This is a genomic window from Bradyrhizobium ganzhouense, from assembly GCF_049949285.1.
Taxonomy (GTDB): Bacteria; Pseudomonadota; Alphaproteobacteria; order Rhizobiales; family Xanthobacteraceae; genus Bradyrhizobium; species Bradyrhizobium ganzhouense.
In genome coordinates, this window is sequence record NZ_CP181318.1 from 508,144 (window position 1) to 532,758 (window position 24,615).

21 protein-coding genes and 1 pseudogene are annotated in these 24,615 nt (G+C 64.0%); 6 read left to right on the forward strand and 16 right to left on the reverse strand.

Translation table 11 applies throughout. From position 1 onward, the window contains the following. Positions 1–3: 3 nt before the first annotated feature. Entirely contained in the window at positions 4–1,374 is a 1,371-nt protein-coding gene (locus tag ACLFLU_RS02405; protein WP_426410772.1) for an MmgE/PrpD family protein, read from the reverse strand. A gap of 117 nt (positions 1,375–1,491) precedes the next feature. Here ACLFLU_RS02405 and ACLFLU_RS02410 point away from each other — a divergent pair, with 117 nt between their 5' ends. Further along, on the forward strand, positions 1,492–2,607 hold the full coding sequence (locus ACLFLU_RS02410; protein WP_426410773.1) for an FUSC family protein: 1,116 nt from the start codon (positions 1,492–1,494) through the stop codon (positions 2,605–2,607). Between the two features lies 1 nt (position 2,608). Here ACLFLU_RS02410 and ACLFLU_RS02415 read toward each other — a convergent pair whose 3' ends face one another. The 9 genes from ACLFLU_RS02415 to rpsT all read right to left on the reverse strand — a co-directional run bounded on the left by ACLFLU_RS02415 (position 2,609) and on the right by rpsT (position 15,137). Next, a complete protein-coding gene (locus ACLFLU_RS02415; protein WP_426410774.1) occupies positions 2,609–3,259 on the reverse strand; it encodes a 2-hydroxychromene-2-carboxylate isomerase in 651 nt (216 codons plus the stop codon). Further along, positions 3,256–3,744, reverse strand: a complete 489-nt coding sequence (locus tag ACLFLU_RS02420; protein WP_426410775.1) for a DUF2867 domain-containing protein — start codon at positions 3,742–3,744, stop codon at positions 3,256–3,258. The genes ACLFLU_RS02415 and ACLFLU_RS02420 overlap by 4 nt, the downstream gene beginning before the upstream one ends. Further along, on the reverse strand, positions 3,741–5,132 hold the full coding sequence (locus tag ACLFLU_RS02425) for an MATE family efflux transporter (RefSeq protein ID WP_426414196.1): 1,392 nt from the start codon (positions 5,130–5,132) through the stop codon (positions 3,741–3,743). Before ACLFLU_RS02425 ends, ACLFLU_RS02420 begins: the two co-directional genes overlap by 4 nt. A gap of 186 nt (positions 5,133–5,318) precedes the next feature. Continuing rightward, entirely contained in the window at positions 5,319–6,614 is a 1,296-nt protein-coding gene (gene murA / locus ACLFLU_RS02430) for a UDP-N-acetylglucosamine 1-carboxyvinyltransferase (protein WP_426410776.1), read from the reverse strand. Between the two features lie 261 nt (positions 6,615–6,875). Beyond that, complete coding sequence (gyrB, locus tag ACLFLU_RS02435) at positions 6,876–9,311, reverse strand: DNA topoisomerase (ATP-hydrolyzing) subunit B (protein ID WP_426410777.1); 2,436 nt, start codon at positions 9,309–9,311, stop codon at positions 6,876–6,878. A gap of 253 nt (positions 9,312–9,564) precedes the next feature. Beyond that, entirely contained in the window at positions 9,565–10,701 is a 1,137-nt protein-coding gene (gene recF, locus ACLFLU_RS02440; protein ID WP_426410778.1) for a DNA replication/repair protein RecF, read from the reverse strand. Between the two features lie 126 nt (positions 10,702–10,827). Continuing rightward, positions 10,828–11,946 carry a DNA polymerase III subunit beta gene (gene dnaN, locus ACLFLU_RS02445; protein WP_426410779.1) on the reverse strand — a complete coding sequence of 373 codons (1,119 nt, stop codon included), beginning with the start codon at positions 11,944–11,946 and terminating at the stop codon, positions 10,828–10,830. Positions 11,947–12,194: 248 nt separating this feature from the next. Further along, positions 12,195–13,607, reverse strand: a complete 1,413-nt coding sequence (gene dnaA, locus ACLFLU_RS02450; RefSeq protein WP_426414197.1) for a chromosomal replication initiator protein DnaA — start codon at positions 13,605–13,607, stop codon at positions 12,195–12,197. A gap of 1,263 nt (positions 13,608–14,870) precedes the next feature. Continuing rightward, a complete protein-coding gene (gene rpsT / locus ACLFLU_RS02455) occupies positions 14,871–15,137 on the reverse strand; it encodes a 30S ribosomal protein S20 (RefSeq protein ID WP_426410780.1) in 267 nt (88 codons plus the stop codon). 398 nt (positions 15,138–15,535) lie between these two features. On the opposite strand from rpsT, the gene ACLFLU_RS02460 reads away from it, so the two are divergent. The 3 genes from ACLFLU_RS02460 (at position 15,536) to ACLFLU_RS02470 (ending at position 17,616) form a co-directional block, all read left to right on the forward strand. Continuing rightward, on the forward strand, positions 15,536–15,853 hold the full coding sequence (locus ACLFLU_RS02460) for a hypothetical protein (RefSeq protein WP_426410781.1): 318 nt from the start codon (positions 15,536–15,538) through the stop codon (positions 15,851–15,853). A 180-nt stretch (positions 15,854–16,033) separates the two neighbouring features. After that, positions 16,034–16,690 carry a peptide-methionine (S)-S-oxide reductase MsrA gene (gene msrA / locus ACLFLU_RS02465; RefSeq protein ID WP_426410782.1) on the forward strand — a complete coding sequence of 219 codons (657 nt, stop codon included), beginning with the start codon at positions 16,034–16,036 and terminating at the stop codon, positions 16,688–16,690. 185 nt (positions 16,691–16,875) lie between these two features. Further along, positions 16,876–17,616, forward strand: coding sequence for a polysaccharide biosynthesis/export family protein (locus ACLFLU_RS02470; protein ID WP_426410783.1), 741 nt, complete (start codon positions 16,876–16,878; stop codon positions 17,614–17,616). Positions 17,617–17,776: 160 nt separating this feature from the next. Here the strand turns inward: ACLFLU_RS02470 and ACLFLU_RS02475 are convergent, their stop codons facing one another. The 5 genes from ACLFLU_RS02475 to ACLFLU_RS02495 form a co-directional block, all read right to left on the reverse strand. Further along, on the reverse strand, positions 17,777–18,259 hold the full coding sequence (locus ACLFLU_RS02475) for a hypothetical protein (protein WP_426410784.1): 483 nt from the start codon (positions 18,257–18,259) through the stop codon (positions 17,777–17,779). Positions 18,260–18,486: 227 nt separating this feature from the next. Further along, complete coding sequence (locus ACLFLU_RS02480; protein ID WP_426410785.1) at positions 18,487–19,161, reverse strand: dienelactone hydrolase family protein; 675 nt, start codon at positions 19,159–19,161, stop codon at positions 18,487–18,489. Positions 19,162–19,325: 164 nt separating this feature from the next. After that, positions 19,326–19,667: a hypothetical protein gene (locus ACLFLU_RS02485; RefSeq protein WP_426410786.1), complete on the reverse strand. Its 342-nt coding sequence runs from the start codon at positions 19,665–19,667 to the stop codon at positions 19,326–19,328. Between the two features lie 23 nt (positions 19,668–19,690). Beyond that, positions 19,691–20,455, reverse strand: coding sequence for an alpha/beta fold hydrolase (locus ACLFLU_RS02490; protein WP_426410787.1), 765 nt, complete (start codon positions 20,453–20,455; stop codon positions 19,691–19,693). 210 nt (positions 20,456–20,665) lie between these two features. Further along, positions 20,666–20,917 carry a hypothetical protein gene (locus ACLFLU_RS02495; RefSeq protein WP_426410788.1) on the reverse strand — a complete coding sequence of 84 codons (252 nt, stop codon included), beginning with the start codon at positions 20,915–20,917 and terminating at the stop codon, positions 20,666–20,668. A gap of 490 nt (positions 20,918–21,407) precedes the next feature. Between ACLFLU_RS02495 and ACLFLU_RS02500 the strand changes: the two genes are divergently transcribed. Next, positions 21,408–21,707, forward strand: coding sequence for a hypothetical protein (locus ACLFLU_RS02500; RefSeq protein ID WP_426410789.1), 300 nt, complete (start codon positions 21,408–21,410; stop codon positions 21,705–21,707). A 167-nt stretch (positions 21,708–21,874) separates the two neighbouring features. Here the strand turns inward: ACLFLU_RS02500 and ACLFLU_RS02505 are convergent, their stop codons facing one another. Then, the gene (locus tag ACLFLU_RS02505; RefSeq protein WP_426410790.1) at positions 21,875–23,614 is read right to left on the reverse strand and encodes an adenylate/guanylate cyclase domain-containing protein; all 1,740 of its coding nucleotides are present in this window, start codon (positions 23,612–23,614) and stop codon (positions 21,875–21,877) included. A gap of 384 nt (positions 23,615–23,998) precedes the next feature. Here ACLFLU_RS02505 and ACLFLU_RS02510 point away from each other — a divergent pair. Next, positions 23,999–24,352, forward strand: a pseudogene (locus ACLFLU_RS02510) (IS5 family transposase); the annotation flags it as partial. Between the last annotated feature and the right edge of the window lie 263 nt (positions 24,353–24,615).

Here is a 24,615-nt window from a genome sequence, read left to right on the forward strand (position 1 = left end):
CGGCTACTGCCGCCCCAGCTCCGTCGCCTTCGCCACGCGATCGAATCGCTCCAGCGTCATGATCGCATCGGCGAACTTGTCGGCCCGCGCATTCAGCACCGGCCGCGCCAGCGTCAGGAATTTTTGCTGCATCGCCTGCGCATCCGGGAACGATGTCGGCTCGCCCGAGGGATCGGCGTAGAGGCGCTCGTGCACACCATCATCCGTGGTGATGCTGACGCGCGCGCCAAAGGGATGGGTGCGGCCGACCTCGAGCCGGTCGTCCTGAACCACATCGAACTTGTCGGCGAGCGCGTCGATCGCGGCGTCGCCGAGGCGGTTGTAATCGTCCCAGCCGAACGAGCCCTGGTCGAGCGCGAGCGCGCCGGTGAAGAACATCGAGAACTGGCCGCCGACGATCGAGGTCGGATGCCGCTTGGTGGCGGCATCGCCGGTCAGCGTGATGCCGTTGCGGTGCAGGCCGATCTCGACGCGCTTGACCTGATCGGGCGTCAGATTGTGCTCGCGCCGCATCGCGATCAGCGCGTCGATTGCGGCATGGGTGTAGCGGCAGCTCGGATACGGTTTGACGCCGATCTTCATGGTCTCGTAGGTCCTGCCGAGCCCGGCGACCGCCTTGTCGGGATGCGCGTCGTCGGTGTAGCCGGCGAGCAGGCCGTGCTTGCCTTCGACCGATTCCGTCGCGCCGACGAAATCGTTGCGCGCCAGCGTTGCGGCGATCACGCCGTTCATCGCGGCAGCGCCGACCTGGTAGCGCTTGTTCCAGGCGCCGTTCATCAGGAATTGCAGCGAGCCCGCCGCCTGGCTGCCCGCGACGCCGAAGGCGGCGATGATCTGCGCCTCGGAGAGGCCGTACAGCTTGCCCGCCGCAGCAGCCGCGCCAAAAGTGCCGGCAGTCGCGGTCGGATGAAAGCCGCGCGCATAATGCGAGGTCGGGTCGAGCGCGTTGCCAAGCCGGCAGCAGACCTCATAGCCCGCGACGATCGCGGTCAGCACGTCGCGTCCGGAGGCGCCGACCATCTCGCCGACGGCGAACGCGGCCGGAACCACCGGAGCGCTCGGATGCAGCGAGGAATCCGCATGTGTGTCGTCGAAATCGAGGGAATGGCCGAGCGCGCCGTTGAGCAGGGCCGCCACCGCCGGTGTCCAGGTCTTGGCATCGCCGAACACGGTGGAGTCGCCCTTGGTGTCGAGCGCGAGCGCTTCCAGCATCTTCAGGATCGACGGGGTCGATTCCGCCTCGCTCCGCGCCCGGATGGCGCTGCCGAGGAAATCCAGCGTCAGCACCTTGGCGCGATCCAGCACCTCCGCCGGAATATCCTGATATTTCAGGTTGGCGACATAGGCGGCAAGCGTTGCGGTTTCGTGAGCCATCGTGTTTCCTCGTTTTGGCCGGCAAATTAGGCGGGCTGATTTTGCCTTTCAAGCGGCCTTGGGGCCGCGGGCATCAGCTATGCTTTGGGCTGGTTACGAGGATCGGGACGTTTGACGATGGCATTCGCAGGACAGCTGTTCGACTGGGTCGGGGCGCGAAAGACGCAATTGGGGCTGGCGGTCCGGGTCACGGTCGCGGCCACCGCGGCCTATGCACTTGCCACCGCTCTGCATCTGCTGTTGCCGCTCTGGGCCGTCCTCACCTCCATCATCGTGACCCAGATGAGCGTCGGGCGCTCGCTGAAGGCGACGCGCGACTACATGCTCGGGACGATCGGGGGCGCGGTCTATGGTGGCGCTATCGCAATCCTGATCCCCTACTCCAGCGAACTTGGTCTTCTGGGTTTGCTGGTGCTGGCCGTTGCGCCGCTTGCTTTTCTCTCGTCGCTCTATCCGAACCTGAGCTCTGCAACGGTGACGGCCGTGATCGTGCTCGTGCTTCCGAGCATGCATCACGCCGATCCCATGGCCTCGGCGATCGATCGCGTCAGCGAGGTTTCGGTCGGCGCCATCACCGGGCTTCTGGTCTCGTTCCTGGTACTGCCATCGCGCGCGGTACGGCAGATCCGCGCCAGCGCGGCAAAGCTGCTCGAGCTGATCGCGGAAGCTTTTACCGAGCTGCTCGCGGGCCTCACCCGCGGCCGCGACAACGATGCGCTGCACCGGATCCAGGACGGCATCGGCACCGCCATGGTGGGCATGAATGCGATCGGTGCTGAGGCCGAGCGTGAGCGTTCGGCGCGGCTGTCGGGCGGTCCCGACACCGGCCCGCTGCTGCGCACGATCCTGCGGCTGCGCCACGACGTCGTGATGATCGGCCGCGCCACCGTGGTGCCGCTGCCGGTCGAGGTGCAGGTCAGGCTCGCCGGCCCGCTGGCAGAAGTCAGCACGGCGATCCTGCGCTTCCTGAGAGCGGCGGCCGAAGCCTTGCGCGAGGGCGCCGGTGCGCCGCCGATCCATCCCGTGCACGTCGCGCTTCAGCATTATTCCGAGGCGGTCGCGGCCGTGCGCCAGGATGGCGTGATCCGCGGCCATCCCGGCGACACCGCCGAGCGCTTCTTCGCACTTGGCTTCTCGCTGGAGCAGATGCACCAGAATCTCTGCGATCTCGACCGCGTCGTCGGCGAATGGTCGGAGGCAGCAGTGGATGGGCCGGTGAAGGTCGGGGAGTGAGCTATCTTCTCGTCAGGCCCTTGCCTTGCAGGCGCCAGACGAGGAGATCGATGCGGTCCTGGCCGAAGAACGGCTCGTTTGCGAACACGAAGGTCGGCACGCCCCAATGGCCGGAGGCGGCATGATCCCTCTCGTTCTCCGTGATCACCTGCTCGTAGCGATCGGGATCGGCGCTGATGGCGGCATCCATCACGGCGAGATCGAAGCCGGCTTTCCCGGCGGCGCGCGCGAGGTGATCGCCTTCGTTCCAGCCCGCGACCGAGCCGTCCCACAGAACGCGCGCGATCGCGTCAGCGAACGCAAGCGAGCGGCCCTCGAGCTGCGCCATCGCACCCAGTCGGGTCAGGCGGTGGATATAGGGCTGCTCGGCCGCGACATCGAGCGTCGTCATGTCCTGGACGATAGGATCGGGCCGCGGAAAGCGAAATGGAATGCCCGCATGCTCGGCGACGCGGCGGCTATCCAGCACGATGTAGCGCGCGAATTGCGGGCTGGCCTTCTTGAAGAAACCGGGCACGCGCACCGCAATCGGATAGACCGGCCGCAGGTTGACCGCGAGATCATACTCCTCGACCAGCTTCAGCGTCCTCGGCAGCGCCAGATAGCTGTACGGGCTGCGAAAGGAAAAGAAGAGGTCGACGGACAGCGTCATCGCGCCGGCTCCACGATGCATCCCATAATGCTGCGGGCCACGAGCTTGTGGAACGGCGTGATGAGTGTGAGGTAAGTTCGTCCGAGGAAATTATTCGTCTTCACCAGAGTGGTCACCGTGACGTGGCGAAGCATCGCTTCGCCGGCGACATCAACCACGATACGGAAATCGAGATGATAGTCGTCGAAGCCGGCGACCAGCCGCTCCGGCGTCTCGCTCAGTACCGGAAACAGGCCAATGAGGCCGCCGGGCGCGTAGGCGCCTTCGCCCGATTTTTTCAAGCCGAAGGGCGTCACTAGGATGTTGCGCAAGCGCGTCAGCGCATCGACCCAGCGCGGCCCATGCAGCATCATTCGGGTGCAGGCCTCGCGGGCGCTCAATTGCGTCGCGCCGACCTCTGCACGAAACGCGTCGATGAACTGCGCGCCCGATAGCACCGCGCCGGCATCGACATTGGGGGTGATTTCGTGAACTTGTCCGGTCATCCCACCAGTTTGCGCGTCAGCATACGGAATCGCAAGATCAAGAGTCCGGCATAGACGAACGATCCGACCGACAATCCGACCCAGACGCCGACCGCGCCGAGGCCGGCGTGGAAAGCCAGTGCCCAGGCAATGGGGAAACCGACGCACCAATAGCCGATCGCCGCGAACACCAGTGTCATCCTTGTGTCATTGATGCCGCGCAGCGCGCCGGCCATGATGGTCTGCAGCGCGTCCGCAATGAAGAAGGTTGCGCCGACCAGCAAAAGTGTTGCGGTCAATTCGACGGTCGGCGCGCTGGCCTCGCTGCGGCCGAAGAACAGCCGTCCCAGCTCATAGCGGCCGAGGATGATGGCAACCGTCAGGCCTGCGACGAACGCGATCCCGAGCACGGCTGCGACGAGGCCCGCGCGTCGGACGCCGGCCGGCTCGTTACGGCCAAAGGCATGGCCGACCCGCACCGTCGCGGCCATGCCGATGCCGAGCGGAACCATGAACAGCACGGCCGTGACCTGAAGGGCGATCTGGTGCGCGGCCAGCGCAGTGGTCGAGATCAGTCCCATCAAGAGCGCTGCCGAAGAGAACAGGCCAAATTCCAGCAGGAGGGAGAACGAGATCGGCGCGCCGATCGCGATCAGCTCACGCATCAAGGGCCAGTCGATCCGCCACAGATGGGCTAGGAGGTGATAGTCGGCGAACGGCTTGCGCCACGCCGCGATGGCGAGCGCGGCGATGAAAGTGCCGAGATTGACGAGCGCCGTTGCCAGTCCCGCGCCGAACAGGCCGAGCTCCGGCAGGCCGAGCAGGCCATGGATCAGGCAGTAGACCAGCGCTAAATTCGCGGGGATCGCCGCGAGCGTGATCCACAGCGGCGCCTGCGGCCGGTTCACCGCGCTCATCATGCTGCGCAGCGCGATGAAGCCGAGTGCCGGCGCGATGCCCCAGGCGAGGCCATTCAGATAGCGCTGCGCGAGCGCGGCCGAATGCGGCGCCTGTCCGAGCGCAATCAGGATGTGCTCGCCATAGAGCGGCGAAGCCATCATCGGCAGCGAGATCAGCAGCGCGACCCAGAGGCCGGCGCGCAGGGACAGGCGGATGCGTCTGACGTCGCCGGCGCCGAACGCCTGCGCGGCCAGCGGCGAGACCGCAGCCATTAACCCAAGCCCAAATGTGAAGCTGACGAAATAGACGGTGTGCGCAAGTGCCGCAGCGGCGACCGCATCCTCGCCGAGCCTCCCGATCAGCGCGAGATCGCTCGTGATCATCGCGATCTGCCCGAGCTGCGTCAGCATCATCGGCACGGCCAGCCGCAACGTCTCGACGAACTCCTGCGCGAGATGGCCTTGCACGCCGGCCTGCGGCTGCTGCTGTGGTTGGATCGTGTCGAGCATGGCGGGTGAAATAGCACAGCCGCGCGACCAAAACATGGCTCTCGTGTCCCGGACGCGCGAAGCACGAGCCGGGACCCAGAAGCCACAGGCGCTGCGCTCGACCGCATGGGCCCCGGCTCAGCAGCGCATCACTGACGTGCTGCGCTGCGTCCGGGGCACGAGACCGGTATCAGATTGAAAGCCGCCTCAGCCCTTCCGTTCCGGCACGCGCCGGATTTTCGCACCCAGCGCGTTCAGCCGCTCGTCGATGCGCTCATAGCCGCGCTCGATCTGGTCGGCGTTGTTGATGGTGGAGGTGCCCTCGGCGCAGACCGCGGCGAGCAGCATGGCCATGCCGGCGCGGATGTCGGGCGAGCTCAGCGTCGCGCCATGCAGCCGGCTGGGGCCTGCGATGATGGCGCGATGCGGATCGCACAGCACGATGCGCGCGCCCATCCCGATCAGCTTGTCGACGAAGAACATCCGCGACTCGAACATCTTCTCGAACATCAGGATCACGCCTTCGCACTGCGTGGCGGTGACGATCGCGATCGACATCAGATCGGCCGGGAAGGCCGGCCAGGGCTGGTCCTCCAGCTTCGGCACGTGGCCGCCAAAATCGTCCTGGATTTTCAGCGTCTGGTTCGACGGCACGATGAGATCGTCGCCCTCGACGCGGCAGACGATGCCGAGCCGCTCGAAACCCATGCGGATCGAGCGCAGATGCTCGACGCCGGCACGCACGATGCGCAGGGGCGAGCGCGTCACGGCGGCGAGACCGATCAGCGAGCCGACCTCGATATGGTCGGGCTGAATCCGGTAGGTCGTTTCGCCCAGCGTCGCCGGACCATGCACGATCATGGTGTTGGTGCCGATGCCCTCGATCTTGGCACCGAGCGCGACCAGGAAATTGGCGAGGTCCTGCACATGCGGCTCGGAGGCGGCGTTGCGCAAATAGGTAACGCCATCAGCCGCGACTGCCGCAACCAGCGCGTTCTCGGTCGCGGTGACGCTCGGTTCGTCCAGGAACACGTCGGCGCCGGTGAGCTTGGGGCAGCGGAATTCCAGCCGGTCGGTCGCGGTGACTTTTGCGCCAAGCTGTTCGAACGCCAGCACATGGGTGTCGAGCCGGCGCCGGCCGATGACGTCGCCGCCTGGCGGCGGCAGCATCACCTCGCCGCAGCGCGCGAGCAGGGGGCCTGCGAGCAGGATCGAGGCGCGGATGCGTACGCAGAGCTCGGGATCGAGATCGGCGGCGCGGATGCTCTTGGCGTGGATATGAAGCGTGTTGCGGGCGGTCCATTCCGCGGCCGCGCCGACGGAACGGACCAGCTCGACCAGCGTCTCGGTGTCGCGGATCCGCGGCACGTTCTCCAGCGTCACCGGATGCTCGGTGAGCAGGGCAGCCGCGATGATCGGCAGCGCCGAATTCTTGTTGCCGGCCGGCTCGATCGAGCCCGAGAGCCGGTGACCGCCCTCGACGATGTACTGAATGGGCGCCACTTGGTTCTCTCCGTCCTGTTGCGATGGGGCGGGCTGCTTTGGAGGCGGAAACTACCGAGATTTGGGCACGGTAGCAATTCGGGCTTGATGGTCGTCACGAAGGAGGCGTGCTTCCCTCTCCCGCTTGCGGGGGAGGGTTGGAGTGGGGGTGCTTCCGCGATGGGGGTGTCGAAATCTACGGAGAAGACCCCCGCGAGGAGAGAGCCCCCACCCGGCGCTTCGCGCCGACCTCTCCCGCAAGCGGGAGAGGTGCAGCGAGCGCTAGATATCGATCGTCGCGCTCAGCGAGTGTTCCTGGATGAAGTCGCGGCGCGGTTCGACCACGTCGCCCATCAGCTTGGTGAAGATGTCGTCGGCCTCGTCGACCTCCTTGACCTTCACCTGCAACAGCGAGCGCGCATTGATATCCAGCGTCGTTTCCCAGAGCTGCTCCGGGTTCATCTCGCCGAGACCTTTGTAGCGCTGGAGCGTGACGCCCTTGCGGCCGGCGTCGGTGACTGCTTCGAACAGGTCGACCGGGCCGTAGACCATGTGCTCGACGTCCTTGCGCCGCAGCTTGCCAGGGCGGGCATAAACGTCCTGGAGCTTCATAGTGTATTCGTCGAGCTTGCGGGCTTCGACCGAGCCGAGGAAGGCGTCGTCGATGACCGCGGCTTCCTTGACGCCGCGCACCGTGCGCTCGAACTGGAAACCCTGGCCTTCCACGTACTGGCCGAGCCAGCCGCGCTCGACCTCCTCGGACTGATTGTCCAGGCGGCCGGCGATGTATTGCGCGGCCGCGGCGGCCTTCTCGGGATCGCCGTAGATCGCCTTGTTCAGCACGCCGGTGATCGCGGCCTGCTCGATCACTTTGCGATTGTAGCGGCTGTGCAGATTGCGCAGGACGCTGCGGACCGTGCGGGCGTCGTCGACCAGCGAGCGCAAATCGCGGCCGGTACGGTCGCCGCCGTCGCCGGGAATGAACACGCAGTCGTCGAGGCCTGTGTCGATCAGATAATCCTCGAGCGCCCGCTCGTCCTTCAGATATTGCTCTGACTTGCCACGCGAAACCTTATAGAGCGGCGGCTGGGCGATATAAAGATAACCGCCGTCGATGATGTCGCGCATCTGCCGGTAGAAGAAAGTGAGCAAGAGCGTGCGGATGTGGGCGCCGTCGACGTCGGCGTCCGTCATGACGATGATCTTGTGGTAGCGCAGCTTCTCGATCGAGAACTCGTCGCTGATGCCGGTGCCGAGCGCCGTGATCAGCGTACCGATCTGCTCGCTTCCCAGCATCTTGTCGGGGCGCACGCGCTCCACGTTCAGGATCTTGCCGCGCAGCGGCAGCACCGCCTGGAATTCGCGGTTGCGGCCCTGCTTGGCGCTGCCGCCTGCCGAGTCACCCTCGACGATGAAGAGTTCCGACTTGGCCGGATCCTTTTCCTGGCAGTCGGCGAGCTTGCCGGGCAGCGAGGAGACCGACAGCGGGCTCTTGCGCGTCAGCTCGCGCGCCTTTCGCGCAGCTTCGCGCGCAGCCGCCGCCTGGATCACCTTGCCGACGATCATCTTGGCTTCAGACGGATGCTCCTCGAACCAGGCCTGGAGCGCCTCGTTGAGCACGTTCTCGACCACCGGCCGCACTTCCGAGGACACCAGCTTGTCCTTGGTCTGCGACGAAAACTTCGGGTCCGGCACCTTCACCGACAGCACGGCCGTCAAGCCTTCGCGGCAGTCGTCGCCGGTCAGCGCGATCTTTTCCTTCTTTGCATTGGCCTCGGCATAGCCGTTGACCTGGCGCGTCAGCGCGCCGCGGAAGCCGGCGAGATGGGTGCCGCCGTCGCGCTGCGGGATGTTGTTGGTGAAGCACAGCACGTTCTCATGGTAGCTGTCGTTCCACCACAATGCGGCCTCGACGCCGATGCCATTGGCTTCCGCGCGCACCATGATCGGTGCCGGCACGATCGCCTTCTTGTTGCGGTCGAGATATTTGACGAATTCCTCGACGCCGCCGGAATAGTGCATCTCCTCGCGCTTCTCGACTGCGTGACGCATGTCGGAGAGGGCGATGTTGACGCCGGAATTGAGGAAGGCGAGCTCGCGCAGCCGGTGCTCCAGCGTGGCGAAATCATATTCGATGTTCTTGAAGGTCTCGGGGGAGGCGTGGAACGTCACCTCGGTGCCGCGCTTGCCCGGCGCATCGCCGACGACGGCCAGCGGTGCAACCGCATCGCCATGCGCGAACTCGATGTAGTGCTCCTTGTTGTCGCGCCAGATGCGCAAGCCGAGCTTGCTCGACAGCGCGTTGACGACGGAGACGCCGACGCCGTGCAAACCGCCGGAGACCTTGTAGGAGTTCTGGTCGAATTTTCCGCCGGCGTGCAGCTGGGTCATGATGACCTCGGCCGCCGAGATGCCTTCGCCCTTGTGGATGTCGACGGGAATGCCGCGGCCGTCGTCGCGCACGGTGACGGAATTGTCGGCATTGAGCACGACGTCGACGCGGGAGGCGTGTCCTGCCAGCGCTTCGTCGATGGCGTTGTCGACGACCTCGTAGACCATGTGGTGCAGGCCCGAGCCGTCATCGGTGTCGCCGATATACATGCCGGGACGCTTGCGAACGGCATCGAGCCCCTTGAGCACGCGGATCGATTCCGCCCCGTAATCGCTCGGATTTGAGGGCTCGTTTTCGGCAGGCGTCTGCCGAGCAGGTTCTGTCATGAGAGGCCTTCGAGATGTCGCCCGAATCAGCCGCGCAAAAGGCGCTGATTTGCAGGCTATTTGTGCCATGAAAGACCGCTTGCGCCTAGCGCAAAGTATCTTCCAGCAACCCTTTGAGAAAGTAGGGATTTTTGGCCGATTTTCAAGGCCTCTGAAGGCCGATTCCGGGCGCCGCAAAAAGCGCGATTCGGGGCTATTTTTCGCGTCGAAAATGACCGCATTTCCCCGGTGTGCGGGGGCTTGCGTCCGGGGCCTATCGCCGGGCGGAAACGCGCCCGCTCTCGACGTCAAAGACTTCGCCGCCGGCGCCGATCTCGGCAAACGCGGCCGGGTCCGCGCCGGTGAGCCAGACCTGCGCGCCGAGCTTGCACAGCTCCTCGAACAGCGCCGCGCGCCGGTTTGGATCGAGATGGGCGACGACCTCGTCGAGCAGCAGCAGCGGCACGATGCCGGTCATCTCGGCGACCAGCGTCGCATGCGCCAGCACGAGGCCGATCAAGAGCGCCTTCTGCTCGCCGGTGGAGGCATCGCGCGCGGGCATGCTTTTCGGCGCATAGATCACCTGGAGATCGGTCAGATGCGGGCCGTCGGTAGTGCGGCCGGCAATCGCATCGCGCGGGCGGTTGTCGCGCAGGATCTGGCGGTAGCGGTCCTCGACCGAGGTCGCGGTTTCGGTCAGCAGCGCGTTCTCCATCCAGCCGTCGAGCGCGATCTTTGCCGACGGAAACGCGGATGCCAGCGCGCGCGTGTTCAGCATGCCGGTCAGCCGCGCCGCGGTCTGGCCGCGCGTGGCGGCCACCGCGACCGCGAGCTCGGCGGTCTCGCGCTCGATCGCGTCACACCAATGGTCGTCGTAATTGCGCGTCTCGAGCAAGCGGTTGCGCGACCGCAGCGAGCGTTCGAGCGCGTTGATGCGGCTGGAATGCTCGCTGTCGATCGCGAGCACCAGGCGGTCGAAGAAGCGCCGCCGCTCGGAAGCCGCGCCCATGAACAGTCCGTCCATCGCCGGCGTCAGCCACACCATGCGGAGATGGTCGCCGAACGCGGCCGCCGAAGTCACCGGCTCGCGGTCGATGCGGCAGCGCCGGCTGACCGCGCTGTCCGCGCGCGGCGGCTCGATGCCGGTGCCGAGCGTTGCCAAGCCTAAAGCGCCCTCGACCTGCGCGGACACTGCCCAGGAGCCGTCGCCCTGGTTGTCGGCGACGTCCTCCAGCGTGGCGCGCCGCAGGCCGCGCCCGGGCGACAGGAACGAGATCGCCTCGATGCAATTGGTCTTGCCCGCCCCGTTCGGCCCGACCAGCGCCACCATGTCAGCCGCCGTCTCGAGCCCCGCCGCCCGATAATTGCGAAAATGCGTCAGCGTCAGGCGATGAATGCGGGAGGGGGTCATGGGATCCGCTTTTCGTCATGCCCGGCCTTGTGTCGGGCATCCACGTTCTTGGCTCTTAAGACGTGGATGGCCGGGACAAGCCCGGCCATGACGGATGTAGTTAGTACGTGGAGAGGCCGGTAGCCCTTACACCCGCATCGGCATCAGCACGTACAGCGCGCTCTTGTCGTCGCGGTCTTGCACCAGGGTCGGCGAGCCGGGATCGGCGAGCTTCAGGGTGGCGACGTCGCCTTCGATCTGGGCGGCGATGTCGAGCAGATAGCGGGAGTTGAAGCCGATATCGAGCGCGTCGGAGGCGTACTCGACCTCGATCTCTTCGGTGGCGCTGCCGGAATCCGGGTTGGTCACCGACAGCACCAGCTTGCCCGGCGACAGCGACAATTTTACCGCGCGGCCGCGCTCGCTGGAGATGGTGGAGACGCGATCGACCGCGTTCTCGAAATCCTTCTTGTCGACCACGAGCTCCTTGTCGTTGCCCTGCGGAATGACGCGGCCGTAATCGGGGAAAGTGCCGTCGATCAGCTTCGAGGTCAGGACCACATTGCCGATGGTGAAGCGGATCTTGGCCTGCGACAGCTCGATCGTGACCTCGGCATCGTTGTCCTCGATCAGACGCTGCACCTCGCCGACGGTTTTCCGCGGCACGATCACGCCGGGCATGCCCTCGGCGCCCTTGGGCTGGACCAGGTCGAGCTGGGCGAGGCGGTGGCCGTCGGTGGCGACGCCGCGCAAGGTCGCGGCCTTCGCGGTGCCGGCAGCGTGCAGATAGATGCCGTTGAGGTAATAGCGGGTCTCTTCGGTCGAGATCGCGAACTGGGTGCGGTCGATCAGCCGCTTGACGTCCTTGGCGGCGAGCGAGAACGAATGCGACAGGTCGCCGGCGGCGAGATCCGGGAAGTCGTTCTCCGGCAGGGTCTGCAGCGTGAAGCGCGAGCGGCCGGCGCGGATCGCGAGCACCGCGCGATCGCCGTCGGCTTCCAGCACGATCTGCGAGCCATCCGGCAGCTTGCGCACGATGTCGTAGAACATGTGCGCCGGCACGGTGGTGGAGCCGGCCGTGGCGGTTTCCGCGGGCAGCGTCTCGGTGACCTCGAGGTCGAGGTCGGTCGCTTTCAGCGACAATTTCGCGTTCTCGGCGCGGACCAGCACGTTGCCCAGGATCGGAATCGTGTTGCGGCGCTCGACCACGCGATGGACATGGCCCAGCGACTTCAGGAGTTGCGCGCGTTCGACCGTAACCTTCATTGCACTACTCGCCCGATCCCCAAAGACGGAAAAAGCCGGGCGGAGGAAAGCGCGCCGCGGCACCGAAGACCCCGGAAAGCCGGATCATCCAGCCAATATGACCAAAGCCGTCAGGGTCGCGCAAGGTGGCGCGGATGGCCCCCGGATTCAAGGGATTGGGGAGCAGTTCCCCACGATTTACAGGCGAAAACGAAGCCGCCGCCCAGGCATGGCCGGGGCGGCGGCAGAACGGCAGGAGCCGTAGGCGTTTATTCCTGAAGCTGGCGCTTGAGCGACTCGACCTCCTCGGACAGCGCATTGTCCTTGGAAACCAGTGCCTCGATCTTGCGCACGGCGTGCAGCACCGTGGTGTGGTCGCGGCCACCGAAGCGGCGGCCGATCTCGGGGAGCGAGCGCAGGGTCAGCGTCTTGGCCAGGTACATCGCCACCTGGCGCGGACGCACCACATTGGCGGTCCGGCGCGAGGACAGCAGGTCGGAGCGGCTGACATTATACTGCCGTGCCACCACGCGCTGGATGTCCTCGATCTTGATCCGCTTCGGCTCCTGCGGCCGGATCAGGTCGCGCACCTCGCGCTCGGCCATCTCCAGCGTCACCGGCTGGTTGTTGAGCTTCGAGTGCGCCAGCAGGCGGTTGATCGCGCCTTCGAGGTCGCGGCCGTTATGGGTGATGGTGCGCGCCAGATAATGCAGCACCTCTTCCGGCACGTCGAAGGTCGCATGATGGGCGCGGGCGGCTGCGACGCGCGATTTGAGAATGCCGTGGCGCAGCTCTTCGCCGAGCGAGCCCATCTCGACCACGAGGCCGCCGGCCAGACGCGAGCGGACGCGGTCATCCAGGCTTTCGAGATCGGACGGCGGACGGTCGGCCGCGATCACGACCTGACGGCCGGCATCGATCAGCGCGTTCAGCGTGTGACAGAACTCGGCCTGCGTCGACTTGCCCTGCAGGAACTGGAGATCGTCGATGACGAGCACGTCGATGCCGCGGAGCGCTTCCTTGAAGGCGAGCGCGGTCTGCGTCTTCAGCGCGGCGACGAAGCCGTACATGAATTTTTCCGCGGTGAGATAGAGCACCTTGCGCTCGTTGCCGGAATTGCCGGCCCAGGTCACCGCCTGCAAGAGGTGCGTCTTGCCGAGGCCGACGCCGGCATGGATGTAGAGCGGGTTGAACATGACGGGATCGCCTCGGCGGCCTTCGGCGACCTGACGCGCGGCGGCATGCGCCAGCGTGTTGGAGCGGCCGACGACGAAGCTTGCAAAGGTCAGGCGCGGATCGAGCGGCGAGCCGCCGAGCGCATCATGATTGGCGGAGACCGGCGCGGTCGCCGTCGAGCGCAGTTCAGCCGCCGGCGCACGACGCGTCTCGACCGGCGCGGGCGCTTCCTTCGGCTGCACCACGGGGCGCACCGCGGAGCGGACGGTGAGATCGATGCGATGCACTTCCGGCATCTCGGCCTGCCAGCACGTCAGCACGCGCTCGGCATAGTGGGCCTGGATCCAGCTCTTCAGGAAGCGGGTCGGCACCGAGAGACGCACGCTCTCCTCCTGCACGCCTTCGAGATCCATGCGCGCAAACCAGCTCGTATAGACGTCTTCGCCAACGTTCGAGCGCAGCCGATTCTTCACGCGTGACCAGCGATCCTGTTCCGATGTCGTCATCATTTGAGAACTTTTCTTGAGAGGTAAGTTTGCGTTGTGAACGCCATGCAGAGTTCCTGCCATCAGGGTTTCTGCAATGGCGCGACCTCAAGCGAGGCCATCGTCGGGCATAGCTCTGCCGTTCGGCGCGAACGCCGCGGTCAGATCAGCGATGTCAGAGATGGAGTGTTCGCGAGGTCAGCGCGTACTCGGCGCCCCGTCACACGCGGGAGGCTGGAGGTCCGACGGATCCAGAACGGCATCGGTGGAAATGGATGCTTGTTTCAATACCGCGTAGAGTCCGTAAGACATGATACCTCCCCGTCCTGCCGTGATTACTCACGGCAAGGTCCTGCGTGTCCTAGAAGACAACAGCGACTGAAGTCGCCGATGCCCCGCCCGTCTGCACTGTTCGTCCGCTCGGCTACGCCATCATGCGTGTCGGGGTAGCTTCATGACGTCCCTCATTTTGCGCCTGGCGCGAGCGAGATTGAGAAAAATCCCGCCTGGAGACATTCAGACAAAAAGCCACCGGTCCCACATTGCTGTAGGTTTTGATCCGACAATCGCTTGTTGAAGCGTCGCCTACGTGCACACCGCCGCCGATTTGCACGCCGCCCCGTTTCTAAAACCGCGCTGGTCTCAAGATCGTGGGCGCCGCGAACGACTTAAGGAATACACCAAGCGGAAAGACTCGCAACGAAATTGATTCACACTTGAGGCGTTTAAAATCTTGACCAGCGTTAACGCCGCGCACGAGTTGTTCACAGGCTTGAGAGCAAGTTTTTGGATTCGTGCACAGATTCGAAAATGCGACGCGTCATGTGACAATTCTCAGCCACGACCAAAAATTTTTTACAAAAGCGTCACGCGCGTGCCGTGTGCACGAATTTTCCAAATGCTTGGCGCTGCTATGTCGATAAGTGATTAGCGAGACATCGTTTTTTGAGTCTCGTTTCGCAGGGTAACCCCATCGCGAAGCATGTCCCGGGAAAACTACGGTGTGCAGAACTCGCGTGTGCGAGAATTCAACTTAAGCCCGCCCCGCAGCGGCTCTTCGCAGCGCAGTGAAAGTTTCCGCTGTTGCAAAAACAACGGCAGGCAAATTTACCGGCGCAGCATGGCGAAGACGACAAGTATCTTCCAACGGAAGCTTGGCCGCCCAAAGACCGCAAGCGGGAATTGTGACAGGCAACAAAAAGCCCGGCGCGAAGCCGGGCCGATTGACCTGTGCGATGTTCGCCTCAGCCGATCCGATGAGACGATCGGGTCGCGTTGACGAGCTTACTTGGCGAGCTTGGCGATCTGCGCGGTGAGGCGCGAGACTTTGCGGCTGGCGTTGTTCTTGTGAATGATGTTGCGCTGGGCGGCGCGCATCAGCGCGGGCTCGGCATTGGCCAGCGCCTTGACGGCGGCGGCGCGATCGCCGGTCGCGATGGCTTCCTCGACGTGACGCACGGCACCGCGCATCTGGGTGCGGCGCGACTTGTTGACGGCGGTGCGGCGGGCGATCTTGCGCGTCGCTTTCTTGGCGGAGGTAGTGTTGGCCATGGTCTCAATGTCCTTTGCGGGTACCGGTCGCGTCTTGGTCGGGTAGCGCCGGCAGCTTGACCGCGGAATCGACGCTCGGATTTAGGGTGTTCGGTTGCTGGGCCGTTCCCGGAACATGAGCGATAAGCCTTGCGGCCATCTCTGAGGCTCAAAAGAGCCTGCAACTGCTCAAAGAACAGCGGCGGCAGGATTGCGCCCACCGCCAGTTGGCGCCCTTATAGAGGGGGTCTTTGGCACCGTCAACGCTTTAGGGACTGGAAAAGCAGGCCCAAGGGCCCGCCGAGGGGGCCGTAACGCCCTGATGAGGTTGAATTTCTGCCGTCTCCCGGCTATTGCCTGACGGCATTCCGTCAGCGTTTCCAGGGGTCGTCCGACCGGATGGCCGTAGAGGGTAGGGCATGATCCGCGGCTTTTTCCGACTGATTGGCTTGTTGCTGCTCGCCGGCGGGTTCTTCTTCATGGTCTATGACGGTGCCCGCTGGGTGGCCGACCAGTCCCTGCGCTTCACCCGGTTCGGGCAGTTCTGGAACGATATCAACCAGGCCAGCCAGTCGGCCTTCCGGACCTGGGTCGAGGCCAAGGCGCCCTGGCTCTGGACCTCGGTGATCCGCCTGGTGCTGGACCAGCCGGTTTTCGCAGTCCTCGGCCTCCTCGGCATTTTGCTGATGATCCTGTTCCGCCCGCGCAAGCCGCTGATCGGCTATTCCCGGGATTGATCTTCAATTCCCGCCGGGATTGATCTTTCAATTCCCGCCGGGACTGACCTGAGACGAGGCGCGCGGCGTAACAACACTGCCGCTTGCTGCGTAAAGACTTATATTCCCCACTCGATCGCGAGCACGCCGCCTCAGCACCTGGCTCAGGCGCGCGAAGCTCGTTTCTTCGGAGATCCGATCATGCTGTTCATGCGCAAGACCACCGCACTGCCGAGCGCAGCTGACGCGCTGCCCGGTCGTGCGCAACCGATTCCGACCGCGAGCATCCATTTCGTCAACGGCGCGAAGCTCGCGCCGCCTTATCCGGCAGGTCTCGAGCAGGCCGTGTTCGGGCTCGGCTGCTTCTGGGGCGCCGAGCGCAAATTCTGGGAGCTCGGCGACGGCATCCATGCGACCGCCGTCGGCTATGCCGGCGGTCATACGCCGAACCCGACCTATGAAGAGACCTGTTCGGGACGCACCGGCCACACCGAAGTGGTGCTGGTCGTGTTCGATCCGAAGAAGATCTCTTACGAGAAGCTCCTGAAGACGTTCTGGGAGAACCACAACCCGACGCAGGGCATGCGCCAGGGCAACGATGTCGGCACGCAGTACCGAAGCGCGATCTACACTTACTCCGACGCGCAGAAGAAGGCGGCCGACGAGTCGAAGGCGCTCTATCAGAAGGCGCTCGGCGCGAAGGGTCTCGGCGCCATCACCACCGAGATCGCGCCGGCCGGCCCATTCTATTTCGCCGAGGACTATCATCAGCAATATCTGGCAAAGAATCCCGCCGGCTATTGCGGTCTGGGCGGCACCGGCGTCTCGTGTCCGATCGGGGTTGGCGTGAGCGCCTGATCCAAACGCAAGCTCTCGTCATGCCCGGGCCTTCGCCGCGCCGAAGCGGCTTCGGCCGCGCAGGCGGGACAAGCCCGGGCATGACGGAGTGTGCGGCTCGCATTGTCGCGCCCAAACCCCCCTCAACCCTTTGTTAACCATACCGGGTGCATCACTGAAGCTGTCTCGTTTTCAGGGATGGTCCGGTGCCGGTTGCACGCGCGTTTCGATGGTCGATCTTGGCAGCGTCCGCCGCGCTGGCCCTGGGCGGCTGCATGCAGACCACCGGCCCCGTCGCTTACGTGCAGACCCGTCCCGATCTCGACGCCATGGCCTATGGCCAGCCCTATAGCGCTCCGCAGCCCGTCGTCGTTGCCAACAGCGGCGGCGGCGCCATTGCCGCGCTCAGCAATTCCTTTGCGTCGGGTCCCGGCCCCGAGCCGGTCGCCTATGCGGCGCCGATGGTGGCACCACCCGTGCGCTACGACGCCTCCTATCACCTCGATGCCGGCGACAAGCTGCGCGTCGTGGTCTATGGCCAGGAAGGTCTCACCAACAGCTACGCCATCGATGCCGGCGGCTCCATCACCATGCCGCTGATCGGCGCGGTGCCGGCGCGTGGCCGCACCACCGCAGGGCTCGCTGGTGAAATCGCCGCGCGCCTGCGCAACGGCTACATCCGCGAGCCGTCGGTCGCTGTGGAGATCGAGTCCTATCGGCCGTTCTTCATCCTCGGCGAAGTCGCAGCACCTGGCCAATACCCCTACGTGCCCAACATGACGGTCGAGAGCGCAGTGGCGATCGCCGGCGGTTTCTCGCCGCGCGCCAAGCGCGACGTGGTGACTGTCACGCACACGGAAGGCGGCGGCGCCATGCGCGCCGTCGTGCCGCTCGGCACACCCGTCAGCCCTGGCGACACCGTGTTCGTCGGCGAGCGCTGGTTCTAGCTCGCTGTCATTCCGGGGCGCGACGAAGTCGCGAGCTATGGTGCGCAATTGCGCACCTGAGAATCCATCCCTCCACCGTCTCTGCCGCACAATGGATTCTATGACGCGCAATTGCGCGTCATAGCTCGCGCTACGCGCGCCCCGGAATGACGACGGAGTGTCACCTTCGAAAATCGAGCCGCCCGTTCGGAAAGCATCCGTCGATGCGCGTGGCATCGACAACAAGTCCGACCCATGGCCGCATGATCGCGGGATTGGTCAGGTTGATGTATTTCCCGACCAGACGATTGCCGCTCTCGCGGCGCGCATCGATCAGTCCGTGCCGTCGGCCACTGTCCCAATCGAACCGCAGGTAAATCCGCTCGCCCATGACGCGGACCTCCGCGCGGCCCTGCTTCCATGTCTCCGGCGTATCGCCGGCGATGGTCGGATCGGCGCCGCCGTTCCAGCGGCTCGCCCAGATGCCGTCGAGCGGGTCGGAGAGCGCGAGAACGGGAGCCCAACTCCCCGCATTGCCGTCGGCGGCATTGCCGGCCAGCGAGGCGGTTGCGGCATAGTCCATGACTTCGGAATTGCCGGGCTCCGGCACGTCCATGGTGCCGAAAGGATTGCGGATGACGAGGTTCGTGTTGGCCTGCTGCATGACGCTCTCCCGGCGTGACCTGGCTTGATCAGCCAGCTCTATCGCCGCGCGCCGCGATGCAGCCACCCGATTCCTGCTTCGAGAGGCGGCGCAACTCTCTCCTCTCGTCATTCCGGGGCGCGACGAAGTCGCGAGCCCGGAATCCATAACCCCGGCTTGTGGTTATGGATTCCGGGCCTGCGCCTGACGGCGCATCCCAGAATGACAGTGGTGAGAGGGCGCCCGCGCTACTTCGTCAAATGCTTCGCGAAAAACGCCATGCTGCGCGGCCAGGCGATATCCGAGCTGGCCTTGTCGTAGCTCGGCCGCTCGTCGCAATGGAAGCCGTGCTGCGCGCCGGGATAGATGAAGACCTCGACATCGGGCCGCTTTGCCTTGACGGTCTCGACGTCGGTCAGCGGAATGCCGGCATCCTTCTCGCCGAAATGCAGCTGCGTCGGCACCTTCGGTTTCTCGTCGGCAAAGCGCACGACAGCGCCGCCGTAATAGCCGATCGCGGCCGTCAGGCCGGTGAGCCGCGTCGCCGCGACAAAGGCGATGCTGCCGCCAAGGCAGAAGCCGATGATGCTGACCGGGCCGACGCTCTTCACCGCATCGATCGCGGCCTGGGTGTCGCGCAGCATCGCCTCCCAATCGGGATTGGCGACGAATTTTCGCGCCTCGGCGATCTCATCGGGCGTGTAGCCCGACTGGAAGCCCGGCGCGGTGCGATCGAAGATCGACGGCGCGATCGCGACATAGCCTTCGCCTGCGAGGCGGTCGCAGACCGAACGGATGTGGTGATTGACGCCAAAAATCTCCTGGATCACCACCACCGCGCCCTTCGGCGCGCTGGCCGGATCGGCGCGATAGGCGCCGAGCTGGAATTTGTCCGACGCTGTCAGCTTGATGTCTTGTCCCACGCGGGTTGTCCTTCTTGCTTGTCGATCTGAAATCTCAACTCCTAACCCTCATCCTGAGGAGCGCGTCAGCGCGTCTCGAAGGATAGAGGCCGAGATGTAGCAGCCGGGGGCCTTCATGGTTCGAGACGGCGCTCACGCGCCGCCTCACCATGAGGGGATAGGGCTCACTCCCACATCCAGTTCTCGCCGTAGTCCTCCTTCCATCCTGCCAGCCGTCCATGACGGAATTGCAGGAACAGGCGGTGGCGGTATGGCACCAATCCGCTGCCGCCGACGTCGCGAAGCGCAAGATAGATCTCGTTGCCGGGGCGCCCTTTGACGTATTGCAAGGGCTGTCCGAGGACGTGCGCGGTCTGCTCCGCATCCATCCCGAACGCCAGGGGCGTATTGTTCGACAAGGTGTCGACGAAGGGGCGGCGCAGCGGCACCGTCCCGAACGGCTCGGCTTGCACCGACGCTGCCATTGAGAGAAGCGCTGCGCCTGCAGCCAAGATTGCCCGCTTCATAGCCGTGATCCCTGTATGACCGCCTATCCCGGCAAGTTCTTCAGGAAAGGCACCACGGCGTCAACAAAAGCTTGGGGCTGATCGATGTTGACGGCGTGTCCGGCCGCGGGGATCACGACCTTTTGTGCGCCGGGGATTTTTGCCGCCATGTAGTCCGACGCCGCCAGGAACGGCGTGTCGTCGGCGCCGACCACGATCAGCGACGGCACCTTGATGTCGGGCAGCAGCTCCATCACTTTGGCATCGCGCTGGGTCAGCATGCCGCGCGCGGCCAGTGCCAGTCCCTTGGCGTCGCGATGGCTGGCGGTGGCGCGCTCGCGGGTCGCGGCTTTCAGCACGTCGAGGCCTTCACGATCGAGCTTGTCGGCGGTGGCGAGCGCGCGCGCATTCCAGGTCTCGCGCGCGTCGTCTTTCTTGAAGCCGGGACCGGTGTCGATGATCAGCAGTGCTCGCGTGCGGGTCGGATGGGCGCGGTAGAACGCGAGCGACATGTAGCCGCCGAGCGAGAGCCCGCCGATGATGGCGCGCCTGGCGCCGACGGCATCGAGGATCGCCGCCATGTCGCCGACCGTGAGCGCTTCGCTGTAGGCTTTGGGATCATCGGGATAATCGGACTGGCCGTGGCCGCGCATGTCCCACAGGATCAGCTTGTGGTCCTTCGAAAGTGCATCGACCTGCCCATGCCACATCGCCGAGGTCGAGGAATAGCCGTGGGTCAGCAGCAGCGGCGGCCCGTCGCCATGTACTTCGTAATAGATTCCGACGCCGTCCCGATTGATCCTTGGCATTGCACCCACCCTTGTTTTTCTAGGCCGTGAACCCATAAATCGGCCGAGCTGACGGCTCGCGAGAGTCCGCTATGCCCCGGTAGCGATCAAATTCCGTATCGCAGCGAAATGACGCGATGGGCCAGATGCAGACGCTCGACAGTAGCCCAATTCGACGCCGACGAGCATCGGGCTTCTGTCAAAAGATTGTCGCGGCATGGCCGTCGCATCTCAACATATCCTCGCATTGTCGCTCTCGTCGCAAATGTGGCCGGGCACGCCCCGGACCGACGGACCGAACCATATTGGAATGCCCTCCCAGACAATCCAGCAGCCGCCGGGGCCGGTATTGAATATATGACAGGGTGTGCCGTGTACTGTGATGCGCGTTCGCCCGGCTGCGAATTTCTCGCGAGCCATGGCGGTCGTTGTAAGCATGGTGATCGCGATCACTCCAGTTGCCAAGAGCTTGATTGTGGTCATCGCGCTTGTCCTTTCAACCCTTGATGGCGCTGCGACCTTAGCCTGTTTCCACAGCCAGTGAAGGACAGGATACGCTTGCTCGTCCGCATCCTGCCCGACGAAGTTCCCCGATGTTGCCCGTGGCGACGTCACGGGTCACTGCGCCTGTGGGATGCCGTGGTGCTTGAGCCAAGGTCGGCTAAGGGGCAGTCGCGTCATTTTGGGTCGGTTGGCTGGTTGTCCGCTTAGCCCCCAACAGCGAAGCTACAGCAGACATTCCGGGACCGCCGCTTCGGCCAACGCGACATTCCCGGCCTCGATTCATTACACCGAGATCATTACGCGGTAACGATGCGAGCCCATCCGCCGAGAACCGACAGTGTTGCTTGCAAAACCTGAACCAAAATCAATCGATGAAGACAAACTTTCATCGAGATCGCATTGAGATTCGCTCCCCAACCGTCGCTCGATACATGCCTCTTGGACATTTCAATCACTATGGAGGTAGCCCATGCCGATCGTGCAATTTACTCGTTTCAAAACCGACAAGCCCGACGAAATGATCCAGATTGTTAGGCGGGCGAAGACAATCTTCGAAAAACATGGTGCTGAATTTCTTCGGCTATCCCGTTTCCACACTGGCACGTGGGCAGGAGAGTTGCTGGTTGCGACGCGCTACTCCAGTTGGGAAGTTTACGGCAAAGTGCAGGAGGCCGTAGCAAAGGACCCGGAGTTCGCGCAGGTGCAGGCTGACGGAATGAAGATTGCCGAACTACAGGGCCGTAACATCGCTGTTGGCATCGATCTCTAGTCGGGGGCGCCGCCCAGCGAACGACGTTAAGTGCGAAGGCCGCTGGACATATTGCCAGTGGCCTTATTCAATTTCGATGGATTGCACAGGGTTACTCTGCCCTCGCCAACCAATGTCGGCTCAGGTCAAAAGCAGCAGTCAGCCGGCGCGGCCGAGCAGCCGCTCAATCATTTCGTCTCGCCCGCAGCCAAGCGTAGCCCCTCCAGGAAGAACTCTCGTTGCTTTTGGACACGCCAGTGTTCGGCTCTGGGAATTACCGCAGGGGTGATATCCCGCAGCCGCTCGATGATCGCTCGCGCCTCGTCGAGGCGCCCCAGATGCGCGCAACAGGAAGCCAGAAAGCGATAGCACGGCGGCCAAGTCGGGTTTTCCTGCAGCGAGAGGCGCATCATCATCGCCGCACTTTCCAGGCGGCCAGCGAAGAAGTGACCGACGGCGATCCCGAACGAAGCTGGGGCCGGCCGCAGTGGATTCAAGCGCAGGGAGTTTTCGAAGTGCTCGATGCCGAGGTCGATTTGTCCGGCCCAGAGCCTGAGCCATCCGCTCCGGAACCAGCCTATTGCAAAGCTCGGATTGAGCTCAAGAGACCGGTCGATCAAAACGATCGCCGGCTCGATATCGTGCTCGAAGTAGCCGACCACGAACGCGGCCTCGCCGAGGACATAGGGGTCATCACCGGAAGCTCGAAGCCCACGGCGAGCAAGTTCGATACTTTGTTGGCGTTCGCTTTCCGCGTCCCCGCCCCAGTCGTTCAAATGAAGATTTTGATGGCACTGAGCTGCCAGCACCAGCGCCGGTCCGTAATAGGGGTCGAACTCCATCGCTCGCCTGAGTAGATCGAGTGCGCGAAGCAATCGGTGCTTTTCCCACGCCATTGCCTCGGCGCGGGCGCGGAGAAAGAGGTCGTAGGCCGTGACGTGGGTGGTCTGTCGTTGAATCGATCGACGTATTTCGGCCGCCACCAGCGCGGGCTCGATAACGCCAGCAACAGCTATTGCGACCTTATCCTGAATGTCGAAAACATCATCGAGCGGACCGTCGAAGTGGTCGGCCCAGAGATGAGCGGCGCTGACCGCGTCGATCAACTGGCCGGTGATGCGTATGCGGCTTCCGGCCTTACGGACGGACCCCTCCAAAACATAGCGAACGCCAAGTTCGCGGCCGACTTGCGTCACGTCTACGGCACGACCTTTATACGTGAAGCTTGAGTTGCGCGCGACCACAAAAAGCCAGCGGATGCGGCTGAGCGCAGTGATGATCTCCTCGACCATTCCGTCGGCAAAATACTCCTGTTCGCGATCGCCGGACATGTTCTGGAACGGGAGAACGGCGATAGACGGTTTGTCTGGGAGTGGAAGGGCCGCGCTTGGTCCTTCGGTCGCCGCGCAATGCGCACCAGCGCGTACCGCGTAGGTGTGGACCGGCCTGGAGATGTTTTTGAGCAGCTGCACGCCACGATCCTCGAAGCCAACGTCCACTTTGCCTTCAACTTCGCTGTATACCTTTTCAGAAATCAGGATGCCGCCCCGATCGGCGATCCCCTCCAACCGGACAGCAATGTTGATCCCCTCGCCGTAAAGGTCACCGTCCTGGCCAACGATAACGTCACCAAGGTTAAGCCCGATACGTAACCTTAGCGGACTGCTGCCCGAGGCGAGATGGTCCTGCATCTCAACCGCGCATCTCATGGCGGATAAGGGACTCGCGAACTCTGCGAGCGCGCCATCGCCCGTTGTCTTGATCAGGCGGCCTTCGTGGCGGGAGAGGCAAGGCTCGATCAATTCTCGCTTGAACCGCTCGAACTCGGCGTAGGTGGCTTCCTCGTCGCGTTCCATGAGCGCGGAATAGCCGACCACATCAGCGGCCAGGATCGCCGCCAATCGCCTATGAACCCGCTGCTCAGTCACGGCACCCTCGAAACGACCAGACTAACCACGCCGGAGGGACGGCAAGCAGTTTAGCACTTTGTTTCGCTTCTGTGAGCGGTAATTACAGGACCAGTCGCAAGCTGCATTTGGCGACCTGCGCAAAGCCCAGAGACGGGCAAAGGCTTTGGGCTTGGGTTCGAGGTTCGTACGCAGTGGGACGGACTCCACGGCCAGGACCTTTGGGTTCAGAGTCGGCTTGGGGTCAATCGCGACAGGGCCGGGCCAGCAGCAAGTCCGACAATGTCCCTTATGCCGCCGGAAGCGGAAGTAAATTCAGAGCATTAGCAAGGCCGCGACCGGCCATTGCGGGTTGGTGGCGCTGCCCGAGACGTGATTCAAGCTCAAAAACCGGAGCCTCGAATCATGCGCTGCGAACTCAGCGATTACGAATGGACTGCCATCAAACCGATGCTGCCGAACAAACCGCGTGGGGTTCGGCGTGTGAACGACCGTCGCGTGCTCAGTGGCATCTTCCGGGTCCTCCGCTCAGGTGCTCCATGGCGCGACCTGCCCGAGACCTATGGTCCCCGCACCACTTGTTACAATCGCTTCGTGCGGTGGCGGCGTGCTGGCGTCTGGGACCGGATCATGGATGCGCTGGCCGCCAGTCATGATGCGGCGGTGCAGATGATCGATACCTCCGTCGTGCGCGTGTACCAGCACGGAGGTATCTCAGGCAACAATCACCAACCTATGGGGCGCTCGCGAGGAGGCCTCAAACTCGCAGCCAACTATCTGGCGTTCGTCAAGCTCGCATCAATCCGAATTTGGCTGCGCGCTAGCGAGTCCACGCCCTAGTTTCTCATTCATCCTAGCCCGCGTGGTTACTCGGAGGAAACCGTCGCGGTCGCGATAGCATGCATGCTGAACGCACTGCATGTTGTGTCCAGTCGCTAGCATCCGCGTCGTTGTCGCAACGCACAACAAGTAGCTGCCGAGATAGCTTCGATCGATCCCAAATTGCATTTGCCTCCGCGCGC